Annotated in this window: 20 protein-coding genes; 8 read left to right on the top strand and 12 right to left on the bottom strand. The window is 65.6% G+C overall.

What is annotated here, in order from left to right; genetic code table 11:
* Positions 1 to 666: 666 nt before the first annotated feature.
* The 4 genes from ABS769_RS05195 to ABS769_RS05180 all read right to left on the bottom strand — a co-directional run bounded on the left by ABS769_RS05195 (position 667) and on the right by ABS769_RS05180 (position 7308).
* Positions 667 to 3042 carry a TonB-dependent receptor gene (locus ABS769_RS05195; protein ID WP_317060605.1) on the bottom strand — a complete coding sequence of 792 codons (2376 nt, stop codon included), beginning with the start codon at positions 3040 to 3042 and terminating at the stop codon, positions 667 to 669.
* 197 nt (positions 3043 to 3239) lie between these two features.
* Positions 3240 to 4463, bottom strand: a complete 1224-nt coding sequence (locus ABS769_RS05190; RefSeq protein WP_317060604.1) for an MFS transporter — start codon at positions 4461 to 4463, stop codon at positions 3240 to 3242.
* A complete protein-coding gene (locus ABS769_RS05185; RefSeq protein WP_317060603.1) occupies positions 4460 to 4888 on the bottom strand; it encodes a MarR family winged helix-turn-helix transcriptional regulator in 429 nt (142 codons plus the stop codon). The genes ABS769_RS05190 and ABS769_RS05185 overlap by 4 nt, the downstream gene beginning before the upstream one ends.
* 353 nt (positions 4889 to 5241) lie before the next feature.
* Positions 5242 to 7308: a TonB-dependent receptor gene (locus tag ABS769_RS05180; protein ID WP_317060601.1), complete on the bottom strand. Its 2067-nt coding sequence runs from the start codon at positions 7306 to 7308 to the stop codon at positions 5242 to 5244.
* A gap of 179 nt (positions 7309 to 7487) precedes the next feature.
* Here ABS769_RS05180 and ABS769_RS05175 point away from each other — a divergent pair, with 179 nt between their 5' ends.
* Complete coding sequence (locus ABS769_RS05175) at positions 7488 to 7904, top strand: MerC domain-containing protein (protein ID WP_317060599.1); 417 nt, start codon at positions 7488 to 7490, stop codon at positions 7902 to 7904.
* A 136-nt stretch (positions 7905 to 8040) separates the two neighbouring features.
* Positions 8041 to 8223 carry a 30S ribosomal protein THX gene (locus ABS769_RS05170; protein ID WP_006450150.1) on the top strand — a complete coding sequence of 61 codons (183 nt, stop codon included), beginning with the start codon at positions 8041 to 8043 and terminating at the stop codon, positions 8221 to 8223.
* An 87-nt stretch (positions 8224 to 8310) separates the two neighbouring features.
* Here ABS769_RS05170 and ABS769_RS05165 read toward each other — a convergent pair whose 3' ends face one another.
* From ABS769_RS05165 to ABS769_RS05150, 4 genes are all read right to left on the bottom strand, one after another.
* Entirely contained in the window at positions 8311 to 9654 is a 1344-nt protein-coding gene (locus ABS769_RS05165; protein WP_317060598.1) for a chloride channel protein, read from the bottom strand.
* A 43-nt stretch (positions 9655 to 9697) separates the two neighbouring features.
* Positions 9698 to 10999, bottom strand: coding sequence for an ectonucleotide pyrophosphatase/phosphodiesterase (locus ABS769_RS05160; RefSeq protein WP_317060597.1), 1302 nt, complete (start codon positions 10997 to 10999; stop codon positions 9698 to 9700).
* A gap of 99 nt (positions 11000 to 11098) precedes the next feature.
* Positions 11099 to 11581, bottom strand: a complete 483-nt coding sequence (locus ABS769_RS05155; protein WP_317060596.1) for a methylated-DNA--[protein]-cysteine S-methyltransferase — start codon at positions 11579 to 11581, stop codon at positions 11099 to 11101.
* Positions 11578 to 13041 (bottom strand): AlkA N-terminal domain-containing protein, encoded by a 1464-nt coding sequence (locus ABS769_RS05150; protein WP_317060595.1) that lies wholly within the window; start codon positions 13039 to 13041, stop codon positions 11578 to 11580. The genes ABS769_RS05155 and ABS769_RS05150 overlap by 4 nt, the downstream gene beginning before the upstream one ends.
* A gap of 147 nt (positions 13042 to 13188) precedes the next feature.
* Between ABS769_RS05150 and ABS769_RS05145 the strand changes: the two genes are divergently transcribed.
* From ABS769_RS05145 to ubiM, 5 genes are all read left to right on the top strand, one after another.
* Positions 13189 to 14400, top strand: coding sequence for a hypothetical protein (locus tag ABS769_RS05145; RefSeq protein WP_317060594.1), 1212 nt, complete (start codon positions 13189 to 13191; stop codon positions 14398 to 14400).
* A gap of 64 nt (positions 14401 to 14464) precedes the next feature.
* A complete protein-coding gene (locus ABS769_RS05140) occupies positions 14465 to 14713 on the top strand; it encodes a hypothetical protein (RefSeq protein WP_023904514.1) in 249 nt (82 codons plus the stop codon).
* Positions 14714 to 14882: 169 nt separating this feature from the next.
* A complete protein-coding gene (locus ABS769_RS05135) occupies positions 14883 to 15413 on the top strand; it encodes a DUF4019 domain-containing protein (RefSeq protein WP_317060593.1) in 531 nt (176 codons plus the stop codon).
* Between the two features lie 25 nt (positions 15414 to 15438).
* A complete protein-coding gene (locus ABS769_RS05130) occupies positions 15439 to 15840 on the top strand; it encodes an MAPEG family protein (RefSeq protein WP_317060592.1) in 402 nt (133 codons plus the stop codon).
* A 172-nt stretch (positions 15841 to 16012) separates the two neighbouring features.
* Positions 16013 to 17191, top strand: a complete 1179-nt coding sequence (ubiM, locus tag ABS769_RS05125; RefSeq protein ID WP_317060591.1) for a 5-demethoxyubiquinol-8 5-hydroxylase UbiM — start codon at positions 16013 to 16015, stop codon at positions 17189 to 17191.
* A gap of 176 nt (positions 17192 to 17367) precedes the next feature.
* On the opposite strand, the gene ABS769_RS05120 is transcribed toward ubiM, so the two are convergent.
* The 4 genes from ABS769_RS05120 to ABS769_RS05105 all read right to left on the bottom strand — a co-directional run bounded on the left by ABS769_RS05120 (position 17368) and on the right by ABS769_RS05105 (position 19259).
* Positions 17368 to 17688, bottom strand: coding sequence for a hypothetical protein (locus tag ABS769_RS05120; RefSeq protein ID WP_317060590.1), 321 nt, complete (start codon positions 17686 to 17688; stop codon positions 17368 to 17370).
* The gene (locus ABS769_RS05115) at positions 17685 to 17927 is read right to left on the bottom strand and encodes an RNA-binding S4 domain-containing protein (RefSeq protein ID WP_042598248.1); all 243 of its coding nucleotides are present in this window, start codon (positions 17925 to 17927) and stop codon (positions 17685 to 17687) included. Before ABS769_RS05115 ends, ABS769_RS05120 begins: the two co-directional genes overlap by 4 nt.
* A 155-nt stretch (positions 17928 to 18082) precedes the next feature.
* Positions 18083 to 18730 carry a hypothetical protein gene (locus ABS769_RS05110; RefSeq protein WP_317060588.1) on the bottom strand — a complete coding sequence of 216 codons (648 nt, stop codon included), beginning with the start codon at positions 18728 to 18730 and terminating at the stop codon, positions 18083 to 18085.
* Positions 18731 to 18758: 28 nt separating this feature from the next.
* Positions 18759 to 19259, bottom strand: coding sequence for an RNA polymerase sigma factor (locus tag ABS769_RS05105; RefSeq protein ID WP_183086711.1), 501 nt, complete (start codon positions 19257 to 19259; stop codon positions 18759 to 18761).
* Between the two features lie 171 nt (positions 19260 to 19430).
* Here ABS769_RS05105 and ABS769_RS05100 point away from each other — a divergent pair, with 171 nt between their 5' ends.
* Complete coding sequence (locus ABS769_RS05100; RefSeq protein WP_176341418.1) at positions 19431 to 21362, top strand: DEAD/DEAH box helicase; 1932 nt, start codon at positions 19431 to 19433, stop codon at positions 21360 to 21362.
* Positions 21363 to 21627 lie beyond the last annotated feature (265 nt).

Here is a 21627-nt window from a genome sequence, read left to right as displayed (position 1 = left end):
CGGCAAGCCGTCAGTCCCAGGTCGAGTTGAATGCAGCGTGCAAAAGAAGAATGCCAATAGGCAGCAACAGGGTCCATGTCCGTGTATCCCGAAAGAGCCAGTGAAACGCATCCGTCAGAAACGCTGGATGGATGCGACCAGGTCGTCCGTCGGCTCCCCTGTGCGCGTCCGCGCAACCGACGCTGGCGATGCGCATGCATCGGCAGCGATCCGATTAAAGATTGGTCAATTCTTGTTCGCAAGCCAGGCACCAGGTGACATTCACGTGACCCGCTGCGCAGTTTATGCGAGGCATGCCGACTCACGCACGCAATGCGAAGTTTTCGGCACGAGATTGGCCGCTATATTTTGCGATCTATCCGGAATCTATTGATAGAAAGCATCACGATGCGCGAATCTGCTTCGCATTTGGATCGACGCGCTACGCCGATCGCGAAGGTAATGCGCCCTGGTCGCAGCATGCACGCATCAGATGCGTCGCTGCTGTAGTGCTTTATGAAGAACGGCCGCTGCTACCTGCGCCGCCATGCATGCATCTGGCACCGTTCAGCGCTGCGCACGTGCACGCCCCTCCAACGTGACAACGTCAGGTGCCAGCAAGACGAACGCAGGCGCCGATGCCGCGCGTGGCGAGGCGTCAGCGCCCGCACTTCTCGATTGCAGCACCTACCAGCGATACGCCACCGACATCTGGTACTGCCGCCCGGCAATCGGCCGGCCCATGAACACGCCGCCGGTCGCCGCGCCCTGCACGCGCACATTGCCTTCGGTCAGGCCCAGCGTGTCGGTGATATTGCTGCCGCTGGCAGTCACCTCCCAATGCTCGCCCACATGCAGGTTGGCGCCGATATCCACCATGTCGTAGGACGGCAGGCGCTGGCTGTTGGCCAGATCCGCAAAGCGCTCGCCCACGTAGGAATAGGTGGCAAACAACTTGAGATCGCCGAACGGCAGCATCCAGTAATAACTGGGCGTGATGCGGAACTGGCGCTTGGGCTGGCGCATCACCTGGTTGCCGGTGAAGTTCTGATAATCCCGGTACTTGGCATCCAGCCAGACGCCGGTACCGGCCAGCTCGAAACCGCCGAACGGGCGGACTGCCGCTTCCACTTCCATGCCGTAGGCGCGCGAATCGCCGACTGCGGTGAAGTTGGTCCCATCTGCCAGGAACGCCTGAAACGGCGAATTCTTGAAGGTGTTGTAGAACGCGGTCAGGTACAGATCGTAGTTGCTGGCGCCGGACTTGAGACCGAGTTCGTACTGATCCACTTCCTGCACGCGATTCTGTCCATCGCGCAGATTGTCGAAGCCGGGAAACTTCACCCCCGAGTTGACGCGCGCGAACAGGCTGTTGTGCTGATCGAGCGTGAAGTTCAAGCCCGCAGTCCACGAGAACGCCTCATCGTCCTGATCGATGCGGCGGGTGCTGGCCAGTGCCAGCGAGGTGGCGTTGTCGTACAAGGTGGCCGGGTTGCCATCCAGATCGACGCTGGTGGTATCGTGCACGTCGCCGGTCACGCTCTGGCGTTCGTAACGGGCACCCAGGTCCAGGCGCAACCGCTCGTTGAGTTCCCATTCGTCGGCAACGAAGGCGGCGATGTTCTCGCCGTCGTAGTTCGCGCGCAGGTTGAAGAATGCGGTGCTGGTGAAACCCTGACGCGTGGCTTGTTGCCCATTGTTCAGAGCGAGATCGATACGCCGCGCATTGTTCTGCGCGGTGAGCAACATGGTGTTGCCCAGATACCAGGTGTCGGCCGAGGAATACTTGGCGTAGTACGCGCCCACGGTGAGCGTATTGCCGGCAAACAGTTCGCGGCTCAGGCGCAAGTCGTTGGTGAAGGAGTTCAGACGCTTATCCACCGACCACCAGCCGGCTTCGAGCACCTGCTGATTCGGGTCGACCGCGCCACCGCCGTTGGTGAAGCTGCCGCTGCCGGTAGTGCCGTAGCTGGCGATGAAGTCGCTCAGGCGCTGCGGTGCGTCGCCGGTGAATAGCGCATAGGTCGGCGCGCTGCCGCTCATCACGTTGAAGCGATCGGCAATGGTCCAGGCGCCGGTTTCCCAGTTCAATTCGCCGCCGAACACATCGATATTGACGCCACGTCCGTCGGCCAGATCGCGTCGGATGGTCTGTCCATTCGGCCCGACCAGCAGATCGACATTGCGGAAGTCGCGGCCGAGCAGGGTGCCGGTCTGCGCATTCAAGCCGGGGAAGCTGGACAGGTCGTTGCCGTTGTTGCGCGATAGCAGTGGAATGGCGGTATAGAAGGCGTTGTTGTCGTCGGTATGCCGCGCGTACAACGACACTTCGCCGCTGTCCCAGCGCTTGCTCAAGGTGGCGCTGAACTGGCCGCCCTTGTCGGCGGAAAACTGCGGGTCGCGCACGCCATCGGTTTCGCGGAAAAAACCGCCCACGCTGTAATACCAACCGTTGCCCATCGGCCCGCTGTTGAACACATCGATGCGGCGCAGGTCGTTGTTGCCGCCGGTCAGGCGCACGCTGCCTTCGGGTTCGTCCTGGCCTTTCTTCTGGATGAAATTGACTGTCAGCCCCGGCTGCCCGTTGGAGAAGATCGGGCTGGAACCACCACGCAACACTTCCATGCGCTCGACCGTATCGTCGACGCGGAACAAGGTGGAATTCTCTAGAAACGACAAGGTCGGTGGCGGAAACAACGGCGAGCCATCCAGTTGCATGGTCACGAACGGCGCGTCGCCTTCGGAGGGCATACCGCGCACGAAGATATTGGCGCCGGTGCCGCCGCCGCTGGGCTCGGCCCACACGCCCGGTACGATCTTCAACAGATCCGCGGTACTCTGCGGCACGGCCTGCTGAATCTGTTCTGCGCTGGCGGTGGTGATCGAAAAGCTGGCATCGCGCTTGGCCAGGCCCTTGAAGCGCGCTGTGCCGCTGACGATCACTGCATCCAATGTGGTGGCGTCGCTGCGCGGTTCTGCTGGCGAGGTTTGCGCATGCACAGCGGGCGCAAGCAGGGCGCCAATGGCCAGGGACAAGGCATAGCGGGGCATCGATGACGACATGAAAGCTCTCCTTAGAAGCGTCGCAACTGGCAGCGATGCGTGCAGTCGCGCGCGCCCTGCCAATAAAGTGACCGGCAGCACATCACAGCGCCGGTAGCGCAACGCGGTAACGCACGTTGCGTTGCTGTTCTAACGGAGTTGCCAGCAAAAGCTGTTGTGCGCCGCGTCAACCGATGCCCGCGCGCGCTTGCCGCGCTTCACGCCGCAGCGCGTACCGGTGCCGCTTCCCGAATCGGCAGATTGATCAGTGCGGCGACCACCGCCAGCACCATGTCGGCGTACCACATCCAGCTGTAATCGCCGAAGCGCTCCAGCGCCAGCCCACCCAGCCACGCGCCGAAGAAACCGCCCACCTGATGCGACAACAAGGTCAGGCCGAACAACGTTCCCAGATAGCGCGGGCCGAACAGCTTGCCGATCAATCCTGCCGTCGGTGGCACCGTGCCCAGCCAGGTAAAGCCCAGTGCCGCGGCGAACAGGTAGAAGGTCAGTGGCGTTGGCGGCGCAATCAGGTACAGGCCGATCAACACCGCACGACTGGCGTACAAGGCGCACAGCAACCACTTCATGCGGATGCGTTCGCCCAGTTTGCCGGCGACCAGGCTGCCGGCCACGTTGAACAAGCCGATCAGCGCGATCGATACCGCAGACACGCTGGCGGGCAGCCCGCACAGTGCGATTTCGCCGGGCAGGTGCGTGACCAGGAATGCGATGTGTACCCCGCAGGTAAAAAAGCCCAGATGCAGGCACCAGTAACTGCGATCGCGTACTGCCAGGCGCAACTGCGCACGCAAACCGATGTCGTCGTTTGCGACCGTACTGCGCGTGCCTGGCGGCGATGATCGGCGTCGCAGCGGCCAGGCCAGCGGCAAGGTCAACAACGAGATCACTGCCAGCCCGGTCATCGCCTTGGCCCAACCGGCTGCGCCGATCATCAACTGCACCAGCGGCGCAAACACGAACTGCCCGAGCGAGCCACCGGCATTGATCAGCCCGGCCGCGAACGAACGCCGCTCCGGCGCAATACGACCGGCGGTGGCACCGATCAGCACCGAAAAACTGCCTGCACCCGCACCGGCGGCAGCCAGAATGCCAAGCGAGACGATCAGCCCCCATTCGCTGGCCATCCACGGGCTCAGCCCCAAGCCCAGCGACAACAACACGCCGCCGAACAGCAGCACCGGCAACGGGCCGCGCTCGTCGGCAATCGCCCCGAACACCGGTTGCACCGCGCCCCAGACCAATTGCCCCACCGCCAGCGCGAAGCTGATCGACGCGATGCCGATCCCGGTCTGCCGATGGATCGGCTCCACGAACAAGCCGGTGGTCTGGCGCGCGCCCATCGTCAGCATCAGCATCGCTGAGGCGGTGAGCAGCAATCCCCAATGCGCGCTGGTGCGGGCGCTCGCAGACGTGCTCATACAGCCGCACCCACGTCCAATGCCGCATCCAGCTGCGCCAACGTGGCATGCAACTGATCAGTGGACGCGCTACCAAACAGGGTTTCCAACTGCCTCTGTGCGGCTTGCCAATGCGGAAATGCGCGCACCAGCAACCCACGGCCGCTGCGGCTCAGGACCAGCCATTTCTGCCGGGCATCCTCGCCGCGTTGGGTCTTGATCCATCCGGCCGCCAGTAGCGGTTTGAGGTTGCGGGTGAGGGTGGTGCGGTCCATGCCCAGCGTGTGTGCCAGCGCGCCCAGCGATTGCGCCGCATCCAGCCGGCGCAGGATCGAGTACTCGTTGAGGCTCAGACCCACCGGCGCCAACGCGCGGTCGTACAGCTGGGAGGTGCGCCGCGCAGCACGGCGCAGATGAAAGCAGGTACAGCCGCTGAGCTTGGACATGGGATGCCTCCACACTGGCAGGCAGAATGCGTGTATATGCACCTATTGGCAAGTTTTAGTTGGAAGTTTCAGGATGCTGTCGCCATCCATGCGAGCGCTGGCCGCTGTCGATGGCTTGCGGTCTCCAGCCGTGTCGCTTGGTTGTGCGTGAGAGCCCCTGTGCTGCGGGCAGTGCATTCGCCTGACAGTCGAGCCTGCAAGGCGGGCCGGCCTCGGCCGCTGAGCAGGTCGCACCGGCACGATGCGCCTTCCGGTACGCGATGCAGCGCTGGCGCAGCGATCGGATCGGCAACCCCAAAAAAAGAGGCCGCCCGAAGGCGGCCTCGCTTATGACGGCGGGAGAGAGGGTACCGTCAGAAGAAAATCCGCACGCCGAACGAAGCGCTGCGGCCAGGAAGCATCACATCGTCCTTGAGGAAGGAGGTGTGCACGCGTGCGTCCTGATTGGTCAGGTTGTTGCCATCCAGAAACACTTCCCACGCATTGCTGCCGCGGTCCACGTGGTAGGCCAGATGCGCATCGACGAACGTATAGCCGTCGGTCGCGGTTTCGTTCACGGCGATCTTGTCCTGCTTCATGGTGCGGGTGGCACCGAGCGAGGCACGCCACTGGTCGGCATTCCAGCGCATCTGCGCGCCGACGCGGCCCGGGGCGATACGCGGCAGGTTGCCGCCATCGTTCAGGCGCGCGCGCACGGTGTCGCCGAACACGCGCAGGTCCCAGGCGCCGGTGTCGTTGTTGGCCAGATGGAAGGTGGCCTCGCCTTCGAAACCGTGGAAGATCGCATCGGCCTGGGTCCACTGGCGGATCGGCAGGAAGTCGTTGTCTTCGGCGTTGAACCACTGGTTGCCGGTGTCGACGATGTAGACGAAGTCGTTGTAGCGGTTGTAGTACGCGGCGACCTTGGCATCCACCCATTCGTTCTGGAAGTTCAGGCCAAGCTCGGCCTGGTTGGCCTTTTCGGTCTTCAGATTCGCATCACCGATCTCGAAGGCCAGTGTGGCGATATGCGGGCCGTTGGCGAACAGCTCTTCTTCGGCCGGCGCGCGTTCGGCGTGGTCGAGGTTGGCGGTCAGACGCCATTGTTCGTTGAAGCGGAAACCGCCGCTGAGCGAGAAACTGGTCGGGGTGAAGTCGCGGTCCACGCCGATGTCGGTCTGGTACTTGACCTTGTCCACGCGTGCGCCGAGTTCAGCGGTGACGCGATCCCAGCTGTTGCGCGCAACGCCGAACACGCCGAGCGAGCGCGTATCGGTCTTGGGCACGAAGGATTCTTCGCCCACTGCCTGGAAGGTGGTGTCGCTGCCCTGCAGGCCGAACGCGGTCTGCCAGCCGCCGCTGAAGGTGAAGGAGGCTTCCACGCGGCCTTCGTTTGCCCGCTTGGTGAACACGGTGCCGACTTCTTCGCCTTCGAACTCGGTGTGCGCGTAATCGGTGTGGCCGAAGCTATAGCGCAGCGCGCTGCCTTCGCCCCACGGATCGGTCAGCCCGCCCTTGAGGTCGTAGCGGTCCTGCTGCAGCTTCAACGACACGCCGCGCTCGCCGATCGACAGATCGCCCGGCTCGCCGGGATTGCCGTAGTTGTCGCGGAAGCGCGAGGCCGAGAGGCCGACAAAGCCCCAATCGCCCGACAGCGAGGCGCCGATCGAGCCCACCTTGGAGTCGATCCAGGAGTTGGCCTGGCGCCCTTGCGGGGTGTCGTAATCGTTCTGGTTGCGGTACACGCCGTCGGCATGGATCGACAGCCCGCTGCCGTTGCCGGCATCGACGCGGAACATGTCGGTGTTGCCGTCCTTGTCGCCGCCGTCGAAGCGCACTTCGGCGCGGCCGCTGAAGCCGTCCACCGGGGTTTCGGCAATGCGCCCGTCGACCACGTTGACCACGCCGCCGATTGCGCCGGAGCCGTACAGCAGCGTGGAGGGACCCTTCAGCACTTCGATCTGGTTGGCCAGGAACGGCTCGATCGCCGGCGAGTGGTCCTGGCTGACCGTGGACACGTCCTGGGTCGACAGGCCATCGCGCAGCACCGCCACGCGCGGGCCGTCCAGGCCACGGATGATCGGCCGGCCGACGCCGGGGCCGAAGTTGGAACTCTGCACGCCGGGCAGGCTGGACACGGTTTCGCCCAGGCTCTCGCTACGCACTTCGTCCAGACGCTCGCCGGCCAGCACTTCGACCGGGCGGCTCAATTCGCCGGCCGCATCGCGCAGCGGGCTGGCGGTGACGACCACCTTGTCCAGGTCCTTGATATGGCGGCCGCTGGAATAGGTGGCGTCGTGGCGCGTGTCCGAACTGGGCGGGGTCTGCGGGTCGGCCGGGGCAGGCGCGTCCTCGGCCATGGCCAGGGCAGGGGTCAGCAGGCTGGTCAGGGCCAGCGTGAGCGTGGAGCGGCGAAACGAGGAAGCGAGGCGAGGATGCATGGCGGGCCGGACTCTGTGATTGTTACTTTATATCAATGATAAGGCGCAGCTTGGCTGCTGGGCCGACGGCGAGATCTGCGGCTGCACAGTGCAGTGACGCGGATCCGGAAGCGAGATAAGCTCTGGAACAAGCAAGATGTTATATTATTCCACGTCGCCGCGAACACCTGCTGGAAGTCATGCCTCTATCGTCTCTTCGCCATGTGCTCGACCGCTTCGGTGCGACCGGTTCGCTGCTGTGTGCCGTGCATTGCGCCGTGCTGCCCTTGGTGCTGGCGCTGGCGCCTTCGTTAGGCCTGTCGTTCTGGCTGGGCGATGGTGTCGAGCTGGCGATCGTGGTGTTCGTGAGCCTGCTCGGCCTTTTCAGCCTGGTATTGGGCTATCGCCGCCACAAGGCGCTGCATGCGCTGGCGCTGCTGCTGCCGGGTTTGCTGCTGCTGTGGGCCGGCCTGCTGTACGACCCGCTGCACCATTCGGCGATCCCGCATGCGGTGGTGATGACGCTGGGCGGCGCGCTGGTCGGTATCGCCCATCTGGTCAATCTGCGCCTGAACCACGGGCATGCCCACGTTCACGACGCCAGCTGCGCACACTAGCCCAGGCTGCGCTGGCCGGGGCCGTCGTGGTAGGCTTGCCGGCCTTGCGCGAGGGCGCCGCCGGCGTAAACCTCGCCAGACCCGTGTTCAGCGCGGGGATTTTGTATTCAGTATTCACATTCAGGAGTCGACGAACATGGGTAAGGGTGACCGCAAGACCGCCAAGGGCAAGCGCTACAATTCCAGCTACGGCAATTCGCGTTCGCACGCGGTGAGCAAGGTTGTCGTGGGTGCAGCTTCCCCGGTTGCCAAGAAGGGTGTGGTCAAGGCCCCGGCCAAGAAGGCTGTAGCCAAGAAGACCGTCGCCAAGGCCGGCTGATTCCCAGCCCGCTTCGCGACACCAGAACGCGGCGCTTGCGCCGCGTTTTTTATGTCCGAGGTCAGCGCAAACTCGCGCGCGTTGTTGCTAGCGCGTCGTTTCCGCAGCCGTTGCTTGGCTGGCCGCCGCCGGCGCCAGCAACTGTTCGGCCAGTCCGCGATAGATCGGCGTCTTGCACACCAGCCCGGACACCGCACGCGCAATCAGCACGGTGGCCAGGATCGGCAGCAGCATCTGGCTGGTGTCGGTGAGTTCCAGCGAGATCACCGCCGAGGTCAGCGGTGCCTGGGTCACGCCGGTCAGATAGGCGCACATGCCCAGCAGCACGAAGGTGCGCGGGTCCACGCCCGGCATCAGCACCGACAGGTTGTGGCCGATGCCGGCGCCCACCGCCAGCGCCGGCGAGAACAAGCCGCCCGGGATGCCCGCCAGGTAGGAGACCAGGTTGGCCAGCAGCTTCATCAGCCCGAATTCGTGGCCGACCACCGCATGCCCCTGCACCAGGCTGCGTGCCTGCTCGTAGCCGGTGCCGAACGCGCCTTGCCCGAACACCAGCGCCAGGCCGACCAGCGCCACCCCGCACAGCGCGGCCAGCAGCACCGGATGACGCTGGCGCAGCGTTGCTAGCCAACGCGGCTTGCCACTGATGCTGGCCAGCACCAGGCGCGCAAACACCCCGCCGAGCAGGCCGGCCACGCCGCCGCACAGCGCGATCGCCAACCACGCCTGGCCCAGCGGCAACGCCACCGCCACCTTGCCGAAATAGGTGTAGTTGCCCAACAGGCCCAGCGACACCACGCCACCGACGATCACCGCCGTGAGCAGGGTGCCGGAGAAGCGGTGCTCGAAGCGCCCGCTCAGTTCTTCGATCGCAAACACCACGCCGGCCAGCGGCGTGTTGAACGCCGCCGCGATACCGGCCGCGCCGCCGGCAAGCAGAAAATGCGAGAGCTCACGCGGATCGTGAAACCCGAACCAACGCCCGAACACATGCATCAGGCTGGCGCCGACATGCACGGTGGGACCTTCGCGGCCCACCGAGGCGCCACCGAACAGCGACAAGGTGGTCAAGGCGAGCTTGCCGATCGACACGCGCAGCGACAGATTGGTTTCGCGAAACGCCGGATCGTTATGTTCCAGCGCAGCGATGACCTGCGGGATGCCGCTACCGCGCGTGGGCCGCATTGCGCCGGAGGTGAGCCAGGCCAGCAAGGCGAAGATGCCCGGCGTCAGCAGCAGCGCCCACCAGATCGAATGCGCGGTGATGCGCTGAAACAACTGGAAGGCCGCGTCGCTGGCCTTGGCGAACACGATCGCCACCAGCGCCACCGCAATGGCGCCACCCCACAGTGCAGCGCGGCGACGCCAGCCTTCGCTGGATAACAACGGCCGCAGCCGAAGCCGGCGCGGCGAGGGATCAGAAGCAGACATGCCGCTATTGTCGCATCGGCGCGCCGTAGCCGCGACGCGTCACTCAGCGTGCGTCGGCCGGCGGCACGCGCAAGGCCGGCAACAAGGTGGCGGGATTGCCATCGTTGGGCGCGGCGGGAATTCCCAACAGCCGCGTCATCAGGGAATACACATCGACATTATCGAAACCCGGCAAAGTCTTGTCCTGCGCCAGATCCGGGCCTTGCGCCAGGAACACCGCGCGCATCGACGGCAGCGCCGGATCAAAGCCGTGCGAGCCGCGCATCTGACCGGGCACGCGCTTGGCCAGCTTGTCCGGAAACAGTGCATCCCAGCCTTCGTGCATCTGGCACACGATCGGCGGAATGCGCGGGTGCGTACCGTAGTGCCAACGTGCGGGCAGCGCTGCCTTGCGCCAGCAGTCGTACTGCGCATGCGCACCGAGGAGGGTGGCTTCGGCGCGCGCCTGCTGCCCGGGCACGGGATCGAAGCTGATCACCTGCCCGTCGGTGATGGCGGTGGCGATGCCCGGCGGTGCCAGGTCTTCCACGCTGAGCGCATGCCCGGGCGGCACCTCGGCCATGCCGTGGTCGGAGACCACGATGATGTTGGTGCGGCTGCGCGTGCCGTCGCGCTGCATGCCGGCCAGCAGGCGGCCGATGGCGCCATCCACCGCGCGCACGCTGTCGGCGTACTCGCGCGACTCCGGGCCATGGTCATGGCCGGCTTCGTCCACGTGTTCGAAATACAGCGTGACCAGGCGATTGGTCGCCGCGCCTGATTCGTCCAGCCAGCCCAGCACCTCGTCCACGCGCGCGTCCAGACCGGTGCCTTCTTCGTAGTGGCGCCAGCGCGTGGGGCGCACGCCTGCAATTGCCGCCTCGCTGCCGGGCCACGACCAGGTGGCTGCGTGTTGCCCGGTTTTTTCCACACCGACCCACAGCGGTTCACCGCCCCACCAGCGTGCATCGCCCACGGCCTCGGGCTTGCTCAGCCAGAAGCTGCCGAGCACCGGGTCGCGCATGCTGTTGTGCACGATGCCGTGGTGGTCCGGGCGCAGGCCGGTGACCAGCGTGTAGTGATTGGGAAAGGTCAGCGATGGATACGACGGGGTCATCCAGCGCGCACGCACGCCGTCGTGCGCGAGCTGCGACAGGTTGGGCGTGATGCCGCGATCGAGCATGTCGGCGCGCAGGCCGTCGATGGAAATCAGCAGCAAGGAATGCGGCGTGTCGCTGGATGGCGCTTCTGCCGATGCCGGTTCGCTGGAGACGGCCGGTGGCGCGCTGCGCGGCGGCACGGTGCTGGTACAGGCCGTGAGCAGCGCAAACGCGGTGGCGGCAAACACAAAACGTCGATCGATCATCGCGCCAGTTTACGGCGCGGCAATGACTTCGCGAAGTCAGCGCACCTTGGTTGCGGAGAGTTCGGCGAACAGATCGTCGGCAGGTGTGCTCTGGCGCGGCTACCACCCTTCCAGCTGCAACAACGCCTGCTTGGTCGGCAGGCCGCCGCCGAAGCCGGTCAATGCACCGTTGGCACCGATCACGCGATGGCAGGGCAGCACGATCGGCAGCGGATTGCGGCCATTGGCGGCACCGACTGCGCGGCTGGCGGTCGGCCGTCCCACTGCTTGTGCAAGTTGCGCATAGCTCCAGGTCTGCCCGAACGGAATCTGTGCCAGCGTGTGCCAGACCTGCAGCTGAAACGGCGTGCCGGCCGGTGCCAATGGCAGATCGAAACTGCGCCGCCCGCCGTACAGATAGTCGAGCAATTGCTCGCGTGCCTCGCGCACCAATGGTGCATCGGGATCATGCAACCAACGCGCGCGGCCGAGCGCGTCGTAGCGATTCTGCGCGAACAGGATGTGGTGCACGCCGGCGTGATCGGCGGCCACGCTGAGTGCGCCGATCGGCGAGGGGAAGGTGTCGTAATACAACGTGCTCATGAACGGGTGTCCTTGCGATCGACGGCGAGATGCCACAGGTGCAATACGGCGTAGGCGCGCCACGGCCGCCATGCCTGCGAGCGGGTTTCGGTGGCGCGTTCGCTCAGGCGCTCCGGCGTGCCGAGCACCTGCTGCAGGATCAGGTCGCCGGCCGGAAACGCATCCGGATGCGATAGCGCACGCATGGCGACGTACTGCGCGGTCCACGGCCCGATGCCAGGCAACGCAGTGCAGGCGGCGACGAACTCGGGCAGGCGTTGGCCGGCGCCAAAATGTAGCCGGCCTTGCGCGCATGCCGATGCCAATGCACGCAGTGTGGCGGCACGTGCACGTGGCAGGCCGAGGTGTTCCAGCGGCGCCTCGGCCAGCTGTTCCGGCGTGGGAAAGATGCGATCCAGGCCCGGCGGCATGTCGACATGATGGCCGCCATGGCGCTCGACCAGCCGCGCCGCCAGCGTCGCCGCACCGGCCACGCTGATCTGCTGGCCCAGTACCGCGCGCACCGCCACTTCAAAGCCGTCCCAGCCACCCGGCACGCGCAGGCCGGGGCGGTGCGCGATCGCCTCGGCCAGCAACGGCTCGGACGCCAACGTGGCGTGCACCGCCTGCAGATCCGCATCCAGATCGAACAACCGGCGCACGCGTCGCACGATCTGCGGAATCTGACGCGGGTCGGTCGCACCGATGCGCAACAACAACTCCGCACGCTGCGGCGCCGCGCTGACGTCGATCAGCGTCGCGTTGCCGGGCGTGCCGATCACGCGTCGGTAGCCGCTGGCGTCGACCTGCTCGATGCCGGGAATCGCACGCCGCTGCAGAAACGCCAGCATCGCCGGTAGATCCAGCGGCGGCCGATAGCCGAGCCGCAAGGTCAGTTCGCCACCCGGCACCTCGGCACGCTGCTTGCGCAACGCCGATGGCGGCATGCCGCAGCCATCCAGAAACGCCGCGTTGAAGCGCCGCAGGCTGTTGAAGCCGGCCGCCAGTGCGACTTCGGTGACCGGCAATGCGGTTTCGGTCAGCAGTTGCTTGGCCAGCAGTAGCCGGCGCGTGCCATGCACCTGGATCGGCGTGGCGCCGAGCTGCTGCACGAACTGACGCTGCAACTGGCGCGCACTCAAACCGACCGCATCGGCCAGCGTCTGCACCGGCTGCTCCTGCAGGGCGCCTTCGACAATCATCGCCAACGCACGCTGCACGCTCTCTTCGCCCAGATGCTGCTGCGCCTGCGGCGACAGTTCCGGCCGGCAGCGCAGGCATGGCCGGTAGCCGGCCGCACTGGCCGCTGCCGCAGTTGCGTAGTAACTGATATTACCCGGCTTGGGCGGCGGAGCCGGACATACTGGCCGGCAGTAGATACCGGTGCTGCGCACGGCGGTGAAGAACAACCCGTCGAAGCGTGCATCGCGCGCTAAGCGGGCGCGGTCGCATTGGAGTCGGTCGGGCGTGGCGGTCTGCATGGCGCCAGTCTATGCGCTCGTTCCGACCACGGCTGGCCGTTTTCGGACAGCACTGCGCAGGGCATGCGTGTTCATGGCAGGGTCAAACGGTTGGCCCATTCAGCCATAGACTGAGGGTGATCTCGGTCGCGGTCTGTGTCGTACCTCATGCTGAAACTGCTCTGTCTCTCTCTTTGCTGCGTGCTGGCGCTGTCTGGTTGCGATCGCACCGGCACCTCTGCCGATGCCGCGGGTGCGCAGCAGAACGGCGCGGGGCAGGCCGGCGATGGCGACCATATGGTCTCGGTGGATACGCCCGAACCGGTGGCGCCGCCGCCGCGCCCGCGCGCGCAAACGAGCGAAGCGGCGTGGCCGCAGGCGGAACTGGAAGCCGGCAAGGCCTGGATCAGCTGCGCCACCGATTACAGCAGCGAAGCCGGCGATGGCACGCTGTTGCCGGCGCTGGATCGCGCCAGTGTGGAAGCGGCGCTGGCGCCTTGTCGCGACACCGGGCTGCTGCGGGTGCGTTACGCCGGCAAGATCAACGCCGGCTTCGCTGCGTTGGTATGGCGGTTGGCGGCAGTGGCCGAGCAACTGCAGCTGCCGCATCGCATCCTGGACCTGGATTCCAGCGGCGGGCAGGTGGAAGCGGCGATCCGCGCCGGCGATACGATCGGCGAATCCAACTGGACCATCTGGGTGCGCGAAGGCTCGATCTGCCACAGTGCCTGCGTGTTCGTGCTGGCTGCCGGCGACAACCGGTTGGTGGCCGGCAAGATCGGCATCCATCGCATGATGCGGATCAGTTCCAAGGCCACCTCGCGTGCGGAACTCAATCGCGAATTGCACGAGGTCTACGGCAACGTCAAGGATTATCTGGAGCGCAACGGCGTGGCGGTGGCAGTGGCCGATCTGATGATGACCGTGCCCAACCGCAGCCTGCGCCTGCTCACGATGGACGAGCTGCGCGAGTACGGCCTGGATGGCACCAATGCGGTGCAGGACGACCTGGAGCGCATCCGCCAGATGCGCAAGTGCGGCGACGCCTTCGTGCGCCGTAAGGATGCGTTTCTGGTCGCCTTCGATCAGAGGTGCAAGAGCGAGGGCGCCGATCTGGAGGCGGTCAACGCCTGCGGTCTAGCCTTGAAGCAGCGCTTCGGCTTCCCGGATGCCACCTGCCCGGAAGAAAGCCCGCTGGCCGAAACCGATGCTGCCGCCTTGCCTGCGACTTCCGACCCGGCGAAGGCAGCGGCAGCGCCTGCGACTTCCGACCCGGCGAAGGCAGCGGCAGCCGGCCCAGAAGTGACCACGCCGGCAGCGGCCCCGGCAGCCGAGTCGGCCTCTGAGCCTGCGCCGGCCCCTGGTCAAAGCGAAGGCTGAGCTTCACGCGCACCGCACCGTCCGCTGCCTATCGTCGCAGCAGACAACGGCGCCGGGGGGCAACATGATCGGGAAAACGAAAGGGGTGATGCTGGCGTACCTGCCATCGGCCCTGCTGGTGCTGGGCGGGTTCGGGATTGCCGAGCTCCTGCAGATGATCGCCGCAGCCAAGCAAGTGCAATGGCCGGCCACGCTGGCGGTCTGGCTGAGTCTGGTCGCGTTGATTGCAGCCACTGCGCGTGCGCTGTGGATCAGCTGGCGACTATGGCGGCCTCGCAGCGTTGCGACGGTCCCGCCGAGCGGAGACGCCTGACGCTGCCAGTCATGCAGTGAAACTTGTTGCCGGCACGCCTGATGTCGATGTGCCATGGCGCTGCGCGCTCAACGTACCTCGACGCCCCACGCACTAGACTGCCGTTCCGGGCGCACCCAGCGTGCGATTGTTCTCCCTCCATCGATATACGCACAAGGTCATCTACCCAATGTTCCGTCCCCCTTTGCTTGCCGTGCTGGTGTTGGCTCCGTCGGTTGCCTTCGCACAACAACCTCAGACCGGCGCCCGTCCGGCCGCCGCACCGGTTGCTGGCGGAACAACAACCGCAGGCACGCCTGCAGCCACTACCGCGCAGCAGGCGCAGCTAGTCAAGCAGAACACCGAGATGACCCAGGCCGCATTGCGTGTGGCGCAGATGGTCGATACCAACCAGGTCGCACCGCTATGGGATGGCGCCTCCACGGTGGCCAAGACGGCGGTCAAGCGCGATGTGTTCGTCAGCCAGATCGGTGCCGAGCGCGCGCGCCTGGGCGCAGTGGTCGGCCGCGGGCAGGGCTCGGTGACACGGGTCAAGTACGGTCCCGGCGCGCAGGTGCCGGAAGGCCTGTACATCAATGTCAGCTTCCCGACCCGGTTTGCCAAGGCGCAGCAGCCGGTGCGCGAGCTGGTGTCGTTCCGGCTGGACGAGGACAAGACCTGGCGGCTTGCCGGCTACAGCCTGCGCGCGTCGATCAAGTGATGCCGCGGCCAACTGGAGACTCTGAGTGGAACTGACGATCGAACTAAAGATGCTGGGCTGGGCGATGGTGCTCGGCCTGGTGCAATTGCTGGCCGCCTCGGCCAGCATGACCGCCCAGCGCGGCACCAAGTGGAACGCCAGCGCGCGCGATGGCGAGACCAAGCCGTTGACCGGTGTTGCGGCGCGGCTGGACCGCGCGTTCCGCAACTATCAGGAAACCTTTCCGATCTTCGCTGCTGCAGTGCTTGCGGTGAGTATTGCCGGACGCACCAATGCAGAGACCGCGCTCGCTGTGCAGCTGTATCTGTGGGCGCGCGTGGCCTATGTGCCGGTGTATGCAGCAGGCATCCCTTATCTGCGTAGTGCAATCTGGGTGGTGTCGTTCTGGGGCATCGTCAAGTTGGTGCGGGCGCTGTTGGGCTGGTGATGTGCGCAGGTTGCGTTCACGCAGACAGCTGAGGAGTTGCTGACGGAACGTTGCGAGCCGTCTGGCCGCTGCAGCGGTTTCGCCGGCGGCTTTCAGTCTCCTTGATCCTGATCAAAGGACCGGCAACACCGCTGCCGCTAAACTAGGCATATCGGTGGTGGCGGAGCGCAGCATGCAATCGGTAGATATCGCGGTCATTGGCGCGGGGCCGGTGGGCCTGAGTTTTGCGCGGTCGTTGGCCGGCAGTGGTCTGTCGGTGGTGTTGGTCGACCAGCAACCGCGCGCGCAGCTCGCCGATCCTGCATTCGACGGGCGCGAGATCGCATTGACCCACGCCTCGCGTGCGCTGCTGGAACAATTGGGGATCTGGCAGCAGTTTTCCGCAGATGCAATCTCCCCGCTGCGCGATGCACGCGTCATGGATGGGCATTCGCAGTTCGCATTGACCTTTGCGGCCTCCGCACGCAGCGCTGGCGATCTGGGATGGCTGGTGCCGAATCATCTGATCCGTCGCGCCGCCTGGCAGGCCGTGCAGGCACAACCTGCGCTGCAGATCCGTTGCGATTGCACGCTGCAGGCCGTGCAGCAGTGTGGCGACCGCGTGGTGCTGCAGTTATCCGATGGGGAAACGCTGTCGGCGCGTCTGTTGGTGGCGGCCGACAGTCGATTTTCCAGCACCCGGCGCCTGCTTGGTATCGGCGCGCAGCTGCGCGATTTCGGCAGGAGCATGCTGGTGTGCCGCATGCGGCATGCGCTGCCGCACCGGCAGGCGGCATGGGAGTGGTTCGGTTATGGCAAGACGCTGGCGCTACTGCCGCTGCAGGGCAATCGCGCCGGCGCAGTGCTGACGCTGCCGCCGCGCCAGATAGAGGCCTTGATGGCGATGAATGAGGCGGACTTCAGCGCGGCGGTGACCGAAGCATTCGAACACCGGCTTGGCCCGATGCAGCAGGACGGCAGCCGGCATGCGTATCCGCTGGTGGCGGTGTACGCGCAGCGTTTTGTGGCTGAGCGTGCAGCGCTGATCGGCGATGCGGCAGTGGGCATGCACCCGGTCACTGCGCATGGGTTCAACTTCGGCTTGCAGAGCCAGGCACGCCTGGCCGAGCGCGTGCGTGCCGCCGCAGGTGCCGGGCGCGATATCGGCGCCGCGTCGCTGTTGCACGGCTACGAACGCGCGCATCGGCTGGCAACGCGGCCGCTGTACGAAGCGACCAATGCACTGGCCGCGTTGTATACCGACGATCGCGCGCCGGCACGTGTGCTGCGGCATGGCGCCTTGCGTGCAGCGCATGCGGTGGCACCGTTCAAACAGGCGATTGCGGCGCATCTGACGCAGCGGAGCGTTTGACGCGTTGAAGTAGGAGCGGGGAGAGGCACTGCGTGCGGCGCTGCGCTGTTGTCATGCGCAGTGCCCTGCAACGATGTTCGACGCGCGTTGGGGCAGTACAGTCCTCCGCTCGTTCGGGTGTGCTCGTGCGGCAATCGGGCGGGCTTGATCAGGCCTGCTTTCATCCGGCGCAGCAATCAGGCCGGCGCGTTGACCCGCGCAAGAATCGCATCGATCGCGGTCTGCGCATCGCCGCTGCGCAGGGCTTCTTCCAGCAGGGGAATCACCCAGGCGCAGCCGGCTTTGGTCACATCTGCGCGCCAGCCGCCAGGCCAGCCTTCCAGCTCGTGCAAGGCCAGCATGCTGCAACCGCCACGCTCGGCGTGGCCACCACGAATCGACTGCTCGAACCAGAACGGCGTCGCCGAATCGGCATCGATCGAAAAAATATAGACATCGTGGTCCGGATCTTCGGAGGAGGGCGCGACATTGCGCCAGCTGACCTGCACCACCTTCATTCTGCCGGCTCCGCATCGGGGTCCAACGCCAGCACGCGGATTTCTACATCGTCCAATTGCACCAGCTGGCCGGGACGGATCTTGGCGGTCTTGCGCAGTTCCTGCACGCCATCCACGCTGACCGCGCCGCTGGCGACGATTGCCTTGCCCTGGCCGCCGCTGTCGGCAATGCCGGCCAGCTTGAGCAACTGGTTGAGCTCGATGTATTCGCCGTCCAGGTCGAATTCCAGAAATTGCATGGTGCGCTCGCTAACAGGAAGACCGCGATTATCCGCCTGTCTCAGGCGACAACACCACTGCGCCAAGGTGAAGGGCGGCAGCTGGATCGATACGTCACCACGCAAGCGCTTTGGCAGCATCCAATGCGCTGCGGTTCGCGTGTGGCGCCGGTGGGTTATTCGCCTCGAAAGCGGGCGATCTCGTCCAGCATGCTTTCGGCACGGATGACGCCGGGGCCGGCATGCGCGTTGTCGATGCGCTCCAGCCACGGATGCTGGGTGCGTTGCAGTCGCCGGTAGCCGAGCCAGGTGCCGATGGCGCCGAGCACGCCCACCAGCGCATTGATCAGCAGCCAGCTGTGCGGCAGCGTCATGCCGGTGAGCGTGCGCCAGAGGCCATCGGCCACGGCGACCCACAGCACCCAGAACGCGATGCCCAGCCACGGCGCCACCCGCGTGCGCCAGCGCCGCAGTTGCGCGAGCGCCTGCTGTGTGTGCAGCAGCGGTCCGGCGAAATCCAGTTGCGACACCAATTGCAGTTGGCGTAGTGCGGAGATTGCCAGCGCCACACTCCACGCCTGCAGCAGCACGCCGCCGATGATCGCCGCAGCCTGGTCCGCGTGGGCAAGCCAACTGCGGGCGATCACGATGTTCAGCGCGATGGCGCACAGCAACTGCGCGATCTGGCTCGCCCATAGCGGGCGCAGGCTGGCGCGCGCTGCGTGGCCGCGCACCTCGCCGAACAGTTGGCCGGTAAGTGCGGTTTGCTGATCCAGGCGTTGATGCACTGCGTGCCAGGCGCGTTGCATGTCGTCGAGTTCCATGTGCTGCTCCTCTTGCGGGTCGTGTGGGTCAGAGTTCGGCGCGGATGCGCGCTTTGAGGCGGCTGAGTTTCGTGGCGACGTTGGTCTCGCTGATGCCGAGCACCTCGCCGATCTCGCGGTAGCTGTGGTCGTCCAGGTACAGCAGCATCAGTGCGCGCTCCAGCCGCGGCAGTTGCGCGATGAAGCGGTAGAGCGCGGCGATCTGCTGCTCGTGCGCCGGGTCGCGCGCCAGTGGGTCGGCGATGCTGTCGGCCACCGCCTCCAGCGGCACCGGGTCGTGCGCAGCCCGGCTGCGGCCGCGCAGATCGCTGATCGCCACGTTCAATGCGATGCGATACATCCAGGTGGAAAAACGCCGGTTTGGGTCATAGCCAGGAAACGCGCGCCATAACTGCACGGTGATGTCTTGCGCCAGCTCGGCGCGGTCGTCCGGGTTCCAGCAATAGCTGGCCGCGACCTTCACGACGATGCCGCGGTGATGCTGCAGCAAGGCGTTGAAGCGGGTGTGCAGGTCTGTTTCCAGGGACATGGCTCCGGCCGCGCAAGTGGATAAGAAGATTCGAAGAGATGATTCGCCAGACAGGGCAAATCCTCACAACCTGAACGGACTGTTATGAAAATTTCGACACCAGGGGGCCTGAAGGCGCACACTATGCTGCTTTGCGCTTGCCGGATCCGTGCGGCGCCTCCGGAGTTACCAATGACCCAAGAATCTTCCGCGCCGCTGCTGTTTGCAGACCTCGGCCTCTCGGACGCTGTGATGAAAGCCGTTGCCAACGTTGGCTACGAGTCGCCGTCGCCGATCCAGGCTGCCACCATTCCCGCGCTGCTTGCCGGCCGCGACGTCCTCGGCCAGGCGCAGACCGGTACCGGCAAGACCGCCGCGTTCGCGCTGCCGGTGCTGTCCAACGCCGATCTGAACCAGCTCAAGCCGCAGGCGCTGGTGCTGGCCCCGACCCGCGAGCTGGCCATCCAGGTCGCCGAGGCCTTCCAGAAATATGCCGAAGCCATTCCCGGCTTCCGCGTGCTGCCGGTCTACGGCGGCCAGCCCTACGCCCAGCAGCTGAGCGCGCTCAAGCGCGGCGTGCATGTGGTGGTGGGCACTCCCGGCCGCGTGATCGATCACCTGGATCGCGGCACCCTGGATCTGTCCCAGCTCAAGACGCTGGTGCTGGACGAAGCTGACGAAATGCTGCGCATGGGCTTCATCGACGACGTCGAAGCGGTGCTGAAGAAGTTACCGGAAAAGCGCCAGGTGGCGCTGTTCTCCGCGACCATGCCGCCGGCGATCCGCCGGATCGCGCAGACCTATCTGAAGGACCCGGCCGAAGTCACCATCGCGGCCAAGACCACCACCTCGGCTAACATCCGCCAGCGCTATTGGTGGGTGAGCGGCTTGCACAAGCTGGATGCGCTGACCCGCATTCTCGAGGTCGAGCCGTTCGACGGCATGATCATCTTCGCGCGCACCAAGGCCGGTACCGAAGAACTGGCGCAGAAGCTGCAGGCGCGCGGTCTGGCCGCTGCCGCCATCAACGGCGACATGCAGCAGGCCGCCCGCGAGAAGACCATTGCCCAGCTCAAGGACGGCAAGCTGGACATCCTGGTTGCCACCGACGTGGCCGCACGCGGCCTGGACGTGGAGCGCGTCAGCCACGTGCTGAACTACGACATTCCGTACGACACCGAAAGCTATGTGCACCGCATCGGCCGTACCGGCCGTGCCGGCCGCACCGGCGATGCGATCCTGTTCGTCACCCCGCGCGAGAAGGGCATGCTGCGTTCGATCGAGCGCGCGACCCGCCAGCCGATCGAAGAAATGCAGCTGCCCAGCGTGGATGCGGTCAACGACACCCGCGTGGCGCGTTTCATGACCCGCATCACCGAGACCTTGGCCGGCGGCCAGATCGAGATGTATCGCGATCTGTTGCAGCGCTACGAGAGCGAGAACAACGTGCCGGCGATCGATATCGCCGCGGCGATGGCCAAGTTGCTGCAAGGCGATTCGCCGTTCCTGCTGACCCCACCGGTGCGTGGCGCACGCGAGGAATTCGCACCGCAGCGCAACGAGCGTGCCGATCGCGGTGATCGTGGCGAGCGTCCACGCTTCGAGCCGAAGTTCGAACGAGGCCCGCGTGCCGATGGCGAGCGCGCTGCGCGTCCGCCGCGTGCCGAGCGTCCTGCGTTTGCCGGTGACGGCGCCGGCGCTGAGCGTCCGCGTCGCGACCCGGTCGCCCCGCGTGGCGAACCGGAGGTCGGCATGGAGAGCTACCGCATCGAAGTGGGCCACACCCACGGCGTCAAGCCGGCCAACATCGTTGGCGCGATCGCCAACGAAGCGGGTCTGGAAAGCCGCTACATCGGCCGTATCGACATCCAGGACGATTATTCGATTCTGGATCTGCCGGCCGACATGCCGCGCGAATTGCTGACCCACCTGAAAAAAGTCTGGGTGTCCGGTCAGCAGCTCAACATGCGCAAGCTGGAAGAGGGCGAGGCTGCGGCGTCGCCGTCCAAGCCGCGCTTCCCGCGTAGCGGCAAGCCGGCCGGTCGCCCGAATGGGCCGAACCGTCCGATGGACCGTGCCGGTGCGCCGCATCGCAAGGGTCCGCCCAAGCCACGCGGCGAGTAAGCGCAGCTGACAAACCGGCTGCGTGCGGCCATTTGGCCCGCGCGGTCGGTGTCTGGAGTCGATATGTTTATTGACGCATACCGATTCCCGCGTCTTGTTCTGCAATAAGCGTCCATCGCCAACCATGCTTTGTTAGCCATGCTAAGTCCGTGAGGCAGTTGTACTCGCCGGGTGCGCATTGCCATACAGACTCGGTCGTTGCGGCCGCTACTGCCTTCAGGCGCCCACTGGGCGCCTGAATCGCATTGGGCAGCGGTGGGGGACG

It is taken from the genome of Xanthomonas hortorum (assembly GCF_040279205.1).
In the GTDB taxonomy this organism is placed as follows: domain Bacteria; phylum Pseudomonadota; class Gammaproteobacteria; order Xanthomonadales; family Xanthomonadaceae; genus Xanthomonas; species Xanthomonas hortorum_F.
Note: the sequence above shows the minus strand (reverse complement) of the source record. Positions and strands in the feature narration are given on the sequence as shown.